This is a genomic window from Rhodopseudomonas palustris (assembly GCF_007005445.1).
Lineage (GTDB): Bacteria > Pseudomonadota > Alphaproteobacteria > Rhizobiales > Xanthobacteraceae > Rhodopseudomonas > Rhodopseudomonas palustris_G.
Genome location: NZ_CP041387.1, coordinates 4,935,436 through 4,948,718, shown reverse-complemented (window position 1 = coordinate 4,948,718; position 13,283 = coordinate 4,935,436). Strand labels below are relative to the sequence as shown.

Annotated in this window: 11 protein-coding genes and 1 pseudogene; 7 read left to right on the top strand and 5 right to left on the bottom strand. The window is 65.1% G+C overall.

Annotated features, from left to right (window positions below; translation table 11 throughout):
* Positions 1-94 precede the first annotated feature (94 nt).
* Positions 95-1,198 carry an HD domain-containing protein gene (locus tag FLL57_RS22805; protein ID WP_142884088.1) on the bottom strand — a complete coding sequence of 368 codons (1,104 nt, stop codon included), beginning with the start codon at positions 1,196-1,198 and terminating at the stop codon, positions 95-97.
* A gap of 216 nt (positions 1,199-1,414) precedes the next feature.
* Between FLL57_RS22805 and FLL57_RS22800 the strand changes: the two genes are divergently transcribed.
* Positions 1,415-1,783, top strand: coding sequence for a hypothetical protein (locus FLL57_RS22800; protein WP_142884269.1), 369 nt, complete (start codon positions 1,415-1,417; stop codon positions 1,781-1,783).
* Positions 1,774-2,512 (top strand): annotated as a pseudogene (locus FLL57_RS22795) (dienelactone hydrolase family protein). The gene FLL57_RS22800 and the pseudogene FLL57_RS22795 overlap by 10 nt, the downstream one beginning before the upstream one ends.
* A 91-nt stretch (positions 2,513-2,603) precedes the next feature.
* Here the strand turns inward: FLL57_RS22795 and FLL57_RS22790 are convergent.
* The 3 genes from FLL57_RS22790 to FLL57_RS22780 all read right to left on the bottom strand — a co-directional run bounded on the left by FLL57_RS22790 (position 2,604) and on the right by FLL57_RS22780 (position 4,565).
* Positions 2,604-3,254, bottom strand: coding sequence for a polysaccharide biosynthesis/export family protein (locus FLL57_RS22790; RefSeq protein ID WP_013504649.1), 651 nt, complete (start codon positions 3,252-3,254; stop codon positions 2,604-2,606).
* A gap of 168 nt (positions 3,255-3,422) precedes the next feature.
* The gene (gene msrA, locus FLL57_RS22785; protein WP_142884087.1) at positions 3,423-4,079 is read right to left on the bottom strand and encodes a peptide-methionine (S)-S-oxide reductase MsrA; all 657 of its coding nucleotides are present in this window, start codon (positions 4,077-4,079) and stop codon (positions 3,423-3,425) included.
* Positions 4,080-4,247: 168 nt separating this feature from the next.
* A complete protein-coding gene (locus FLL57_RS22780) occupies positions 4,248-4,565 on the bottom strand; it encodes a hypothetical protein (RefSeq protein WP_013504651.1) in 318 nt (105 codons plus the stop codon).
* 358 nt (positions 4,566-4,923) lie between these two features.
* Between FLL57_RS22780 and rpsT the strand changes: the two genes are divergently transcribed.
* Positions 4,924-5,190 carry a 30S ribosomal protein S20 gene (gene rpsT / locus FLL57_RS22775; protein WP_013504652.1) on the top strand — a complete coding sequence of 89 codons (267 nt, stop codon included), beginning with the start codon at positions 4,924-4,926 and terminating at the stop codon, positions 5,188-5,190.
* 788 nt (positions 5,191-5,978) lie between these two features.
* On the opposite strand, the gene FLL57_RS23430 is transcribed toward rpsT, so the two are convergent.
* Positions 5,979-6,146 (bottom strand): hypothetical protein, encoded by a 168-nt coding sequence (locus FLL57_RS23430; RefSeq protein ID WP_013504653.1) that lies wholly within the window; start codon positions 6,144-6,146, stop codon positions 5,979-5,981.
* Positions 6,147-6,442: 296 nt separating this feature from the next.
* Here FLL57_RS23430 and dnaA point away from each other — a divergent pair, with 296 nt between their 5' ends.
* The 4 genes from dnaA (at position 6,443) to gyrB (ending at position 13,209) form a co-directional block, all read left to right on the top strand.
* Positions 6,443-7,861, top strand: a complete 1,419-nt coding sequence (dnaA, locus tag FLL57_RS22770) for a chromosomal replication initiator protein DnaA (protein WP_041806904.1) — start codon at positions 6,443-6,445, stop codon at positions 7,859-7,861.
* Between the two features lie 244 nt (positions 7,862-8,105).
* A complete protein-coding gene (gene dnaN, locus FLL57_RS22765; protein WP_013499851.1) occupies positions 8,106-9,224 on the top strand; it encodes a DNA polymerase III subunit beta in 1,119 nt (372 codons plus the stop codon).
* A 187-nt stretch (positions 9,225-9,411) separates the two neighbouring features.
* Entirely contained in the window at positions 9,412-10,551 is a 1,140-nt protein-coding gene (gene recF / locus FLL57_RS22760) for a DNA replication/repair protein RecF (protein WP_142884086.1), read from the top strand.
* Between the two features lie 216 nt (positions 10,552-10,767).
* Entirely contained in the window at positions 10,768-13,209 is a 2,442-nt protein-coding gene (gene gyrB / locus FLL57_RS22755; RefSeq protein ID WP_013499853.1) for a DNA topoisomerase (ATP-hydrolyzing) subunit B, read from the top strand.
* The last annotated feature ends 74 nt before the right edge of the window (positions 13,210-13,283 follow it).

Here is a 13,283-nt window from a genome sequence, read left to right as displayed (position 1 = left end):
GGGCGCACTGCGAGGCGCGAACCCGAAATCCCGGAGACGGGACGAAAAGATTTGCGGGGTCGCGCTTCGCGCGCCCCGAAAACAGAAGTTGGTATCAGCCGCCCATCGCGACCGGACGGAACGCCTGCAGCAGGCGCTGGTCGATCTTGCCGCCCAAGTTCTCCATCGCGATGAAGGCCTGCAGCGGCGACATCGGCGTGTGGTTCTTGCGCGGCGCCACCAGTGACGCGAAGATATCGACAATGGTGGTGATCCGGACGATGTCGGCGATCTGATCGCCGTGCAGTCCGTCCGGATAGCCGGAGCCGTCGAGCATCTCGTGATGATGCAGCACGACGTCGAGCGTCTCGCGCGGGAAGCTGCCTTCGGCGACGAGCGCCTCGTAGCCGAGCCGCGGATGCTCGCGATATTTACGCAGCAGATCGCCCTTCAGATTGTCGAGATTGTCCAGCGCCGACACGTCGATATACGCCTTGCCGACGTCGTACAGCAGCGCCGCGCGGGTCAGCCGGCGCTGATCTTCCTCGCGCATGCCGAGATATTGCGCGAACGCAACCGAGAATCCGGTGGCGAACAGACAGAGCCGATAACTCTCGTCGTGATGGCGGCCGACGGTAGCCAGCCATTCACGCAACGACGAGCGTTTGATCGCCTTCAGGATCGGACCTTCGGCCTGCATCACGTCCTGGAACGTCAGCGGCTTACCGTGCAGCCGCTCGAACATCTTCACCAGCACCTTGTGGGCAGCTGTGACGCCGTCGCTGAGCGCTTCGGCACGGGCGATGGCGGTGTCTTCGGAAGGATCCGGAAATGCCGACCGGACCCGCTGCAACAGATCGCGCGGATCGAACGGGCGGGCGATGGTATCGGTGGCGCCGAGAGCCCATGCCTGCATCGAGCCGTGATGCAGTTCGTCGGCGAGCACGAACAGCCGCGGCATCGGCTGATACGCGCCGCCGAGCAGCTTGCGCCGGACCAGTTGCACGCTGTCGGCCGACCGCAGATTGATATCGACCACGATACCGGAGAGATCGCGCGCCGGTGCATCCGGCAGGTGCGCCGTCGGCACGGTCTCGACTTCCGCGACGCTCGCCAGAATCCCAGCGATATCGACGCTGCGATCGCGGCGATCAGACGCCAGCAGCAGACGCCGGCGCGGGGCGGGATTGGACGCGGGTTGTCGGGCTAACGCATTCATACAGGTCACCGGATCGATGCTTCGAGCGGACAATCTCCTTACACTAACGAAAAACTGGTTCCCTGAGATTAATGGGTGTTGTTAACGAGCGGTGACCGCGACCGGCCCAATTTGATAAAATACGGAAATCGTGATTACGCTCCGCTCGCACTCGCCACCGGTTTCGCCCATAAGGTCCGCAGCGAGCGCATGATGATCGAATTTGATGGGGACGATATGACAGCGACCGCACCAACGATCATCCCACGTCCACGCATCCTCGCCGCCATCGCGGGAGCGCTGCTGCTATCCGCCGCACCAACCTTCGCACAGCAGCCCGCCGCGATCGTCGCATCGCCGTTCGTCGCCACACTCTCCAACACCACGCCGCTCACATTCGGCATGGACGCCACCGCCGCCGCTGCGGCACTCGGGATGCCGCTGAACTACGTCGGCGGCCCACCCGGCGACGAGATCTATCTGGTGATCCGCCACCAGGGCGGCAGCGGCCTGTTCGACCGTCGCGACCGGCTGTACCTGCAGTTCCGTCACGGCCGGCTCGCCGGCTGGAAGGGCGACTGGGGTCGCAACTGGATGTGGCGATAGCCGTACCGACCAACGGCTGCCCAACTACCTCCCTCTCGCAGCGTAAAGGAATCCCCGTGGGACACGACATCACGCTGAAGGCCGGTGACGGTTTCGAATTCGGCGGCTATCGCGCCGACCCGGCAGGAGTGCCGAACGCCGCAATCGTGGTGATCCAGGAGATCTTCGGGGTCAATCGTCACATCCGCAACGTCTGCGACCGCTTCGCGGCGCAAGGTTACGTAGCGGTCGCGCCGTCGATCTTCGATCGCACCGAGCGCAACTTCCAAAGTGGTTACTCCCTCGAGGAGATCGCGGTGGCACGCAAATTCGTCGCCGATCCGGACTGGCCGGCGATGCTGCGCGACACTCAGGCGGCGATCGATGCCGTGCAGGGCGTCGGCCCGGTCGGGATCGTCCGGCTTCTGTCTGGGCGGTAGCGTCGCCTATGCGGCGGCAACCAAGCTGCACGGCCTCAAAGCCGCGATCGGCTATTACGGCGGCGCCGTCGCCCGCTTCGCCGACGACAAACCGGCCGTGCCGACGCAATTGCATTTCGGCGAACTGGATTCCGGAATTCCTCTCGACGATGTCGAGACCATCAAGGCCAAGCGCCCCGAGGTCGAGGTGCTGGTCTATACCGGTGCCCAGCACGGCTTCGGCTGCGACGAGCGTGCGAGCTACGACAAGCCCAGCGCCGACCGCGCCTGGCAGCGCAGCCTCGATTTCCTGGCCACACACTTGAAGTGAAACGAGGTCACAGCCTCGACTGAGACCAATTCCGGTTCTGATCGGATCAGAACCGGAACTCCAGCTTGGTTTTTGGAGGGGCGGGCTGGCGTTAGAACCAGCGTTCACCGACGTACACGGTATCGCCGGGGCTCAGCGGCGTGCCCAGCGGCACCACCTCGCGTACCATGCCGCCACCTTCCGGATGCGTCACGGTCACCCGGTCGCGCTGCGCCCGCGGGGTGAACCCGCCGGCGATCGCGACCGCGCTTTCGACGCTCATATGCGGCACATAAGGATACTGCCCCGGCGCGGTGACCTCGCCGAGGATGAAGAACGGCCGATACGATTCGACCTCGACTGCGACTGACGGTTCGCGGATGAAACCGCGGCGCAACCGCGCGGTGATCTCGGCGGCGAGACCGGCCGGCGTGCGACCGCGCGCCGGCACCGCGCCGATCAGCGGCATGGTGATCGATCCTGCGGCATCGATCGAATAGGTATTGGTGAGTCCTTCCTGGCCGAACACAACCACCCGCAGCCGGTCGCCGGCATCGAGCCGGTAGGCCGGCTCCGGACCACTCCGCACCGGCGCCGCATAGGCAGCCGCCATCGGCGGAACGCGCCCACCATAGGCCATCGAATCGAGGGTGTTCGGTGTCTGCATCACGGCGACCGGACCCGGCCGCCGCATACAGCCGCCGAGCGCGAGCGCGGTCGCCACGATGATGATCGATACTTGAAACGCACCTACGACACGCACTGGAGCTATCCCTCGCCACGAGACAGCTTCGTTTATGCCCTGTTAGGGTTAACAAACGGTGTGGGCGGGAGGCCCATCCCTGTACTGCCGCGAGACGCTGCGGCGTTGGTCCGCCGCCCGCAACCCGGCGAGCGGCAAACGACCATCTCGATCAGAACGGCGGCCCGATCAGGCCGTGACGCCGACCCCGACCGGGCACGCCACGCCGGTACCGCCGAGACCGCAATAGCCGCCGGGATTCTTGGCGAGATATTGCTGATGGTAGTCATCGGCGTAGTAGAACGGGCCCGACGGCGCGATCTCGGTGGTGATCGGGCCGTAGCCCTTCGCCGCCAGTGCCTCGGCATAGGCGGCGCACGAGGCCGCCGCCGCCCGCTTCTGGTCGTCGCCAAAAGTGTAAATCGCGGAGCGATATTGCGAGCCGACGTCGTTGCCCTGACGCATCCCCTGGGTCGGATCGTGGCTTTCCCAGAAGGTTCTCAGCAGCGCGTCGTAGGCGATCCGGGCCGGATCGAACACCACCAGCACCGCTTCGGTATGCCCGGTGCGGCCCGAGCAGACCTCCTCGTAGGTCGGATTGGGCGTGAAGCCGCCAGCATAGCCGACCGCGGTGGTATAGACGCCGTCACCGAGCTGCCAGAACTTGCGTTCGGCACCCCAGAAACATCCGAGCCCGAACACCGCCTGCTCCAGCCCGCCCGGAAAGGGCGGCTGCAGCCGGTGCCCGCTGACGAAATGCGTCGACGCCGTCGGGATCGGCGTCGGCCGACCCGGCAACGCCTCGGCGGCACTCGGCATCGCGGTCGATTTGCGCATGAAGAACATCGAAGACCTCCCCGGCTCGGTCGATGGCGGCAGGTACCGCGCTCGGTCCGCGCACGCATGATGGCGACAGCCGAGCACCGGCGCGGCGCTGATGCAATCGGCTCTCAACTCAATTTAAGGATATAGGTGCCTTCGCAGCGACGGCGAGATTGTTACGCCGCCTCGTCGTCAATCTCGGGCGTAGCCGATCAGCGGCTTGCGCGGACGGAACAGCAGCATAAGGGCCAGGCCGATCACGCCCAGCACCGCGAAGGTCGGCTGCGCCAGCACGAATTTGGCCAGGTGGGTCCAGAGCCAGGGCGCGGTCTGCTCCAGCCAGTCACGGAACGACTGCTGGCTGGCCTGATGAATGTCGTTCCAGAAATCCCCGAGCTTGGTCCACTGCACGGAGTTGTCGGCGACCGATCGCGCGCCGTCATAGACCAGGAAGATGAACCCACCCGTCAGGAACAGCAGACCGATCAGCCGAAAGAAGCCGCGGATCATCTCAACCACCCCGATAGGTTTTGCCGGCGCCCCGGGCCGGGCTTACCGGGCAGGGCGGCAGAATTCAACCTCGCCAGCGACTTGACCTTGGGGAGGGGGCAGACGATTTGCCGGAACCGGCGCGGACGCTGGCGGCTCGCCCCCGTTGACGCTGGAAAGCACTGCCAGTATAACCCCGGAAATGGCGGTGGGGGCGATCCTGCCGCTGCTGTTCTTTGGGCGGCGCCGCGGATTGCGGCCGTGTCGGCTCCGGGAGCATATTCAGCAACATCCGGAACACACGGCGCGTCGCGATCGAGCGGCTTCGCCAATCAGCCCCGGCCGCTCGAGCAGAGGCCGCTGCAGGATTTGAGAGATCATGGCTAATACGTCTTCCGCCAAGAAAGCGACCCGCAAGATCGCCCGGCGCACCGCGGTGAACAAGTCGCGTCGGACTCAGATGCGCGGGTCTGTCCGGACCGTCGAAGAGGCGATCGCCAATGGCGACCGCGAGGCGGCGCTGAAGGCGATGGCCCGCGCCGAGCCGGAACTGATGCGCGCCGCACAGCGCAACATCATTCACCGGAACGCCGCGAGCCGAAAGGTGTCGCGTCTGTCGCACAGCATCGCCAAGCTGGCGAAGTAATTCTCACCATCATCTTGGATGGTTTCGATGCCCGGCTCTGCCGGGCATTTTCTTTTTCGGCGCCTCCGCGCAAGCACCTTCGTGCTCAGCCGCCGCCGGTCGTGTAGTTACCCACTCGATTACTGTACGCACGCACCCGCAACTCGCGCCCGCTCACGCGCGCCTTCCGCGCCACCTGCCCCGTTCCGGAACAACCCACCGGCAACCGTCAATCCAGCTTGACGCCCGTCTGCAGAAATCGCTGCGGCCCAGCAGGAACTGATGTCCTTGTGCGACTCGCTTGACTTTCGGAACTCGCTTCCCCGTGCAACTACGCGGTCGTTTGTGACGAGGGTTACCCTGTCCAAGCGCTCACGAAAATCTGCGGCGAGCGAACCACTTATCGGCAAAGCGCGGACGAGCGTTTGGAAAACGCCGGCACCCGGCCGTCAAAGGTAAAGGATTCATGAAGTTCTTTTGGGCGCGCGACCAAAATGTCACGCTCGCAGCACACTTCGAATCTATGCACAGATTCAAAATCTTGCCGCGCCGGAAACGATTAGTTGCGCGCTCCGGTGTCGGCTGAGGCGAAATCTTCACCCTCCCCTCGGAATCATATCCATTGCAGCCGGGCAGCCGTCGTGGTTTTCATAGTCCACCCGCGACGCCCACGGCTCTTCTGATCAGCGCGATCTGAGAACCAAGGGCGGACATGCAAATCGGCGGCGGTATGCATGTTGGTGGCTTTTCCAAATGACGGTCGAACCGCAACTCATAGCAATATGGGGCCGGCGAAGCCGTGTCTGAATTCATGTGGAGGCGTTCGCGCAACGAACGATCTTCAGGCGAATGACGGCATCGGCATTTTTCGTTAGCAGCGTATCGACGGCAGCGATCGTCATGGTGAGAGCATCGACGCGGATCTTTTTTGGCGATGTCTGGCCGCGCGCGAGCGCGGCGAGAGGGGGAGGTTTCATGAGCACCTTGGTCGACGTATCATTCGAACCTGCCGATCTTCCGGTTGAGTCTTCCGCCTTCGCGGCACATTCGTTTTTGATCAGTCGCTGCTGCGCTCACACTCCGGTTTATCCGTCGAGTCCTCCGCTGAGCTGACCTTTTTCCATCTCTCTTCGGCCCTGATCTGACGTCGGCTGCTTCAGCCGAACCGGCGGAGCTTTGGCCGATCTCGTCTCGCTGGTCGCAGCGACGGCGTGAGCCGTCATGGCTTCGCCGCTGCGATGGCCCTTCACTCTGGAATTGAAAAGCTACTGAAATGTCGAACATGGAACAGGATCGCTGGTCGCGCGTGAAAGGCCGGTTGCGCTCGAGCGTCGGAGAGGACGTGTATTCGAGCTGGTTCGCGCGGATGGACCTCGAGAGCGTTCAAGACGAAAGCGTACATCTGTCGGTGCCGACCCGCTTCCTGAAGAGCTGGATTCAGACGCACTACTCCGACAAGGTCTTGTCCTGCTGGCAGGCCGAGCTGCCGGACGTCAATCGCATCGACGTCACCGTACGCTCCCCGGCGCGCTGTTCTGCGCCGGCCAAGGAAGCACCGGCGCAGGTGGAGAGCCGCCGCGACGAGCAGAAGTCCGCGGCCGAGCGCAGCAACGGCGCGACCCCGGTATCGGCCAATCACGACGCACTCGGCGGCTCGCCGCTCGACCCGCGGCTGACGTTTGCCAGCTTCGTGGTCGGCCGCTCCAATACGCTGGCGCACGCCGCCGCCAAGCAGGTGGCCGAAGGCCGCCGCGGCGACCCGGTGATGTTCAACCCTCTCTACATCCATTCCGGCGTCGGTCTCGGCAAAACTCACCTGCTGCAGGCGGTGACCTGGGCGGGCAATGCCGGCAGCGAGCGCAAGGTGCTGTATCTCACCGCCGAGAAGTTCATGTACGGCTTCGTCGCCGCGCTGAAGACGCAAACCTCGCTGGCCTTCAAGGAAGCGCTGCGCGGCATCGACGTGCTGGTGATCGACGATCTGCAATTCCTCCAGGGCAAGACTACCCAGGCCGAATTCTGCCACACCCTGAACGCGCTGATCGACGCCGGTCGCCAGGTGGTGGTGGCGGCCGACCGGCCGCCGTCCGATCTCGAAAGTCTCGACGAGCGGGTGCGCTCGCGGCTCGCCGGCGGCCTCGTGGTCGAAATGGCGCCGCTCGGCGAGGATCTGCGCCTCGGCATCCTGCGCTCGCGCGTGGTCGCGGCCCGCGCCCATCACGTCAGCTTCGACGTGCCGCAGCCGGTGCTCGAGTATCTCGCACGCACCATCACCCATAACGGTCGCGATCTCGAAGGCGCGATCAATCGCCTGCTGGCGCATTCCAAGCTGAACAATCAGCCGGTCACGCTGGAAATGGCCGAGCATGAAGTCCGCGACCTGATCCGCCCCTCCGAGCCGAAGCGGATCAAGATCGAGGACATCCAGCGCATCGTCGCCCGGCAGTACAACGTCAGCCGCTCCGACCTGTTGTCGTCGCGTCGGACCGCCAATGTGGTGCGACCGCGCCAGGTCGCGATGTATCTGGCCAAAACACTGACGCTGCGCTCGCTGCCGGAGATCGGCCGCCGCTTCGGCGGACGCGACCACACCACGGTGCTGCACGCGGTCCGCAAGATCGAAGGACTGGTGTCGAAGGACAATACGCTGTCCGACGAAGTCGAATCCCTGAAGCGCCAGCTTCAGGAATAGGCGCCTGGCCGCCGCCGCCACAATGGGCATCATGGCCAGCCTGAATCCCGGGGAAATTTGGGCCGGCGGCGGCTGCGCGCTCTTGCGCGAGCCGCACAACCACGCCACCCTGCGGACCCCCCGCGGGTCCGGGTGACCTCAGCGGGTGCCAATGGCCTTGGCGCCGCATCCGGCTGCCGGGCCTCCTCCATCATATCCGGCAGCTTCATCACACGATGCGGGCGCGGAGCAGGCGGGTTTTGCAATGAAGGTCACGGTCGAACGCGCGCAACTGTTGAAGTCGCTGAGCCACGTGCATCGCGTGGTCGAGCGCCGCAACACTATCCCGATCCTCGGCAACGTGCTGGTGCGCGCCGAAAACGCCCAGCTCGCGCTCAAGGCGACCGACCTCGACCTCGAGGTGACGGAAACGCTGCCGGCCGAAACCGCGACCGCCGGTTCGACCACTGTACCGGCCCACATGTTCTACGACATCGTCCGCAAGCTACCGGACGGTTCGCAGATCGTGCTGGAGAGCGACGGTGACCGTTCGGTGCTGGCGATCCGCGCCGGCCGTTCGCGGTTCACGTTGCAGACCCTGCCGGAGAGCGATTTCCCGGATCTCGCAGCCGGCGAGATGAGCCACGCCTTCCGGCTACCGGCGTCCGACGTCAAACGGCTGATCGATCGCACCCAATTTGCGATCTCGACAGAAGAGACCCGTTACTATCTCAACGGCATCTATCTGCACACGGCCGGCAGCTCCGGCGCCGCGAGTTTGCGCGCGGTCGCCACCGACGGACACCGTCTGGCGCAGCTCGACCTGACGTTGCCGAGCGGTGCCGACGGCATGCCCGGCGTGATCGTGCCGCGCAAGACCGTGGGCGAGGTGCAGCGGCTGATCGAGGACACCGAGGCCGAGATCGGGATCGAGTTGTCGACCGGCAAGATCCGCTTCACGCTCGGAAATGTCGTGCTGACCTCCAAGCTGATCGACGGCACGTTTCCGGACTACGGCCGGGTGATTCCGCAGAACAACGACAAGGAACTCCTGGTCGACAAGAAGGACTTCGAGGCCGCGGTCGACCGCGTCTCGACGATCTCTTCCGAACGCGGCCGCGCGGTGAAACTGGCGCTGTCCGCCGGCAAGCTGGTGCTGTCGGTGACCAATCCGGATTCCGGCAGCGCGACCGAAGAACTCGAGGTCGAATACGCCTCCGACCCGCTCGATATCGGCTTCAATTCACGTTATCTGCTCGACATCGCCGCGCAGATCGAGGGCGAGGTCGCGGTGCTGAGGCTCGCCGACCCTGGCTCGCCGACCCTGATCCAGGATCGCGATTCCAAGAGCGCCCTGTACGTCCTGATGCCGATGCGGGTGTAAGTCGAGGCGCCTCAATAGCACCATCGTCATCGCCCGGCTTGACCGGGCGACCCAGTATTCCAGAGCGTCATTCCAGAGCGTCTTGGGTACCAGCGAACGCTCTGGGATGCTGGACCCTCCGCTTTCGCGGAGGGTGACTGCAGTGCCAGTTGCAGTCCCTTGCAACTCCCCCAAAGCAAGCTATTGCATGATCGCCGCCCGCATCACACGCCTGACGCTGACGCATTTTCGGAACTATCGCTCCGCGTCGCTGACCACGACCGCCGACCAAGTGGTGCTGGTCGGGCCGAACGGGGCCGGCAAGACCAATTGCCTCGAGGCGGTCTCGTTGCTGGCGCCGGGCCGCGGTCTGCGCCGCGCCAGGCTGGAGGACATCGCCGGTCACGAAGGCGACGGCTCCTGGGCGGTGTCGGCCGAGGTCGAAGGCGCGCTCGGGCTGGCGACGCTCGGCACCGGGATCGAGCCGCCGCGCGGCGATGTCGCCACGACCCGGCGATGCCGGATTGACCGCGAACCGGTCGGCTCGGCGGCGGCGTTCGGCGATCATCTGCGGATGGTGTGGCTGACGCCGTCGATGGACGGACTGTTCATGGGCGCCGCGTCGGAACGCAGGCGCTTCTTCGATCGCCTGGTGCTGGCGATCGACAGCGGACATTCGGCCCGCGTCTCCGCCCTCGATCGCAGCCTGCGGTCGCGCAATCGCCTGCTGGAAGACATCCGCAACGCGGATTCACATTGGCTCGACGCGATCGAGCGCGAAACCGCGGAATTGGCGATCGCAGTCGCGGCACAGCGCGGGCAGACCGCGACCAAGCTGGCCGCCATGATCGATGCCCGCGGCGCCACCTCGGCGTTCCCGTCCGCCAGGATCATACTGGACGGCTGGATGGAGAGTGCGCTGGCGTCAGAACCGGCAACCGTCGTCGAGGACCGCTACCGCGCCGTGCTGCGCGACAACCGCAGCCGCGACGCCGCCGCCGGCCGAACGCTCGACGGCCCGCACCTGACCGACCTCGAGGTGATCTACGCGCCGAAGGCGATGCCGGCGCGCGAGGCTTCGACCGGCGAACAGAAGGCACTCCTGATCGGGCTGGTGCTGGCACACGCCCAGCTCGTCGCCGAGACCACCTCGATCACGCCGCTGCTGCTGCTCGACGAGGTGGTGGCGCATCTCGACCCCGGCCGCCGCGCCGCTCTGTTCGGCGAACTGAGCCGGCTCGGCGCGCAGGTCTGGATGACCGGGGCCGACCCTTTGGCGTTCGCGGAGATCGGTCCGGCGGCAGCAATTTTCGACGTCGACAACGGCCGAATCAGCGCTCGCGGATAGGCCGCCGGGCAGGGCAGAATCGACCGCATCGCCGATCTTCACTGCAGCCGCCGAACCTGCCCTCGCGAGCCTTGCGAGCGCGGCCAAAATCTCTATCTATTCAACAGCTTGAACACCACGACTTTGCGCTGGTGACGCCCCTGCTTTCATGGCACAAAAGAGCGCTTCGCTGCGAATGGCGCACGCCGATTCGATCGCAATTCTGAAGGTCCCTGCATGACTGAACCTGCCCGGCAGCCCTCTGCCGAATCCGTGCATCCTGCGCCGGCCGAATATGGCGCGGAATCGATCCGGGTGCTGAAGGGTCTCGATGCCGTCCGCAAACGGCCGGGCATGTATATCGGCGACACCGACGACGGCAGCGGCCTGCACCACATGGTGTACGAAGTCGTCGATAACGCCATCGACGAAGCGCTGGCGGGGCACGCCAGCGCGGTCGAAGTGATCCTCAACGCCGACGGCTCGGTGACGGTGCGCGACGACGGCCGCGGCATCCCGGTCGACATCCACAAGGGCGAAGGCATCTCGGCGGCCGAGGTCATCATGACCCAGCTCCACGCCGGCGGAAAATTCGACCAGAACTCCTACAAGGTGTCGGGTGGTCTGCACGGCGTCGGCGTCTCGGTGGTCAACGCGCTGTCGAGCAAGCTGATCCTGCGCGTCTGGCGGGACGGCAAGGAGCACTACATCGAATTCGCCCATGGCGACGCAGTGGCGCCGCTCAGCGTGGTGGGCGACGCGGGCGGACGGCGCGGCACCGAGGTGACATTCTACGCCTCGTCCGAGACCTTCACCAACGTCGAATACGACTTCGCCACGCTGGAGCACCGGCTGCGCGAACTGGCCTTCCTCAATTCCGGCGTCAACATTCTGCTGTCCGACCTGCGCCACGCAGTCGAGAAGCGCGAAGAGATGCGCTACGAGGGCGGCGTCACCGAGTTCGTCAAATATCTCGATCGCAACAAGAAGCCGATCGTGCCGACGCCGATCGTCGTCGCGGCCGACCTCAACGGCATCGCGGTCGAAGCCGCACTGTGGTGGAACGACACGTATCATGAGAACGTGCTGTGCTTCACCAACAACATCCCGCAGCGCGACGGCGGTACGCATCTGGCCGGCTTCCGCGCCGCGCTGACGCGGCAGCTCACCGGCTACGCCGACAACAACGCCAAGAAGGAAAAGGTGGCGCTGACCGGCGACGATTGCCGCGAGGGACTGACCGCGGTGCTGTCGGTGAAAGTGCCGGACCCGAAATTCTCGTCGCAGACCAAGGACAAGCTGGTGTCCTCGGAAGTGCGTCCGGTGGTCGAGAACGTGCTCAACGAAGCGCTCGCCGCGTGGTTCGAGGAGCATCCGAGCGAGGCCAAGACCATCGTCGGCAAGGTGATCGAAGCCGCAGCGGCCCGCGAAGCCGCGCGAAAAGCGCGCGAGCTGACGCGGCGCAAGGGCGCGCTCGACATCGCCTCGCTGCCCGGCAAGCTCGCCGACTGCCAGGAGCGCGATCCATCGAAATCGGAACTGTTCATCGTCGAGGGCGACTCGGCCGGCGGCTCCGCCAAGCAGGGTCGCAACCGCGAATTCCAGGCCGTTCTGCCGCTACGCGGCAAGATCCTCAACGTCGAACGCGCGCGCTTCGACAAGATGCTGAGCTCGGAGCAGATCGGCACACTGATCACCGCGCTCGGCACCGGCATCGGCCGCGACGATTTCGACATCGGCAAGCTGCGCTATCACAAGATCATCCTGATGACCGACGCCGACGTCGACGGCGCGCATATTCGCACCCTGCTGCTGACGTTCTTCTTCCGGCAGATGCCGGCGCTGATCGAGGGCGGCTATCTCTACATCGCACAGCCGCCGCTCTACAAAGTCACCCGCGGCAAGTCCGAGCAGTATCTGAAGGACGAGCGCGCGCTCGAGGACTATCTGATCGCCACCGGGTTGGACGACTGCGTGTTCAAGCTGGCCACCGGCGAGGAGCGCGGTCGCCGCGACCTGCTGAAGCTGGTCGAGGACGCGCGCGCGATCCGCAGCACACTCAACAATCTGCACAGCCGCTACAATCGTAGCGTGGTCGAGCAGGCCGCGATCGCCGGCGTGCTCAGCCCGCGCGTCACCGCCGACATCGCCACCGCCAACGAGGCGGCCGCCTATATCGCGCGCCGGCTCGACGCGTTGGCTGACGAAGTCGAACGCGGTTGGATCGGCCGCTTCACCGAAGGCGAGGGCTTCGCGTTCGAACGCACCGTGCGCGGCGTCAAGGAAGTCGCGGCGATCGACGACGCGCTGCTCGGCTCCGCCGACGCCCGGAAGCTCGACGAATATGCGGCGGTGCTGCAGGAAGTCTATCCGCGCCCCGGCGTACTTCGTCGCAAGGATGCCGAAACCGCAATCCACGGCCCGATCAGCCTGTTCGAGGCGGTGACCGACGCCGGCCGCAAGGGCGTGGCGCTGCAACGCTACAAAGGCCTCGGCGAGATGAATCCCGGTCAGCTCTGGGAGACCACGCTCGACACCAACGCCCGCTCGCTGCTGCAGGTCAAAGTGCGCGAAGTCGACGAGGCCGACGACATTTTCACCAAGCTGATGGGCGACGTCGTCGAACCGCGCCGTGAATTCATTCAGGAGAATTCGTTGCACGCGACAGTAGACGTGTAGCGGCAGGCTTCCAGACGCACGACCTGCGGCGCAAGGTTCAAACGGCCTTTCGAACGATCTGAGAGACGCCATCA

What these genes read in the sequence shown, in the direction of transcription:
- FLL57_RS22805 (WP_142884088.1), bottom strand. Translation starts at nt 1,198, where the DNA reads ATGAATGCGTTAGCCCGACAACCCGCGTCCAATCCCGCCCCGCGCCGG.
- FLL57_RS22800 (WP_142884269.1), top strand. Translation starts at nt 1,415, where the DNA reads ATGACAGCGACCGCACCAACGATCATCCCACGTCCACGCATCCTCGCC.
- msrA (WP_142884087.1), bottom strand. Translation starts at nt 4,079, where the DNA reads ATGTTCTTCATGCGCAAATCGACCGCGATGCCGAGTGCCGCCGAGGCG.
- FLL57_RS22780 (WP_013504651.1), bottom strand. Translation starts at nt 4,565, where the DNA reads ATGATCCGCGGCTTCTTTCGGCTGATCGGTCTGCTGTTCCTGACGGGT.
- rpsT (WP_013504652.1), top strand. Translation starts at nt 4,924, where the DNA reads ATGGCTAATACGTCTTCCGCCAAGAAAGCGACCCGCAAGATCGCCCGG.
- FLL57_RS23430 (WP_013504653.1), bottom strand. Translation starts at nt 6,146, where the DNA reads ATGAAACCTCCCCCTCTCGCCGCGCTCGCGCGCGGCCAGACATCGCCA.
- dnaA (WP_041806904.1), top strand. Translation starts at nt 6,443, where the DNA reads ATGTCGAACATGGAACAGGATCGCTGGTCGCGCGTGAAAGGCCGGTTG.
- dnaN (WP_013499851.1), top strand. Translation starts at nt 8,106, where the DNA reads ATGAAGGTCACGGTCGAACGCGCGCAACTGTTGAAGTCGCTGAGCCAC.
- recF (WP_142884086.1), top strand. Translation starts at nt 9,412, where the DNA reads ATGATCGCCGCCCGCATCACACGCCTGACGCTGACGCATTTTCGGAAC.
- gyrB (WP_013499853.1), top strand. Translation starts at nt 10,768, where the DNA reads ATGACTGAACCTGCCCGGCAGCCCTCTGCCGAATCCGTGCATCCTGCG.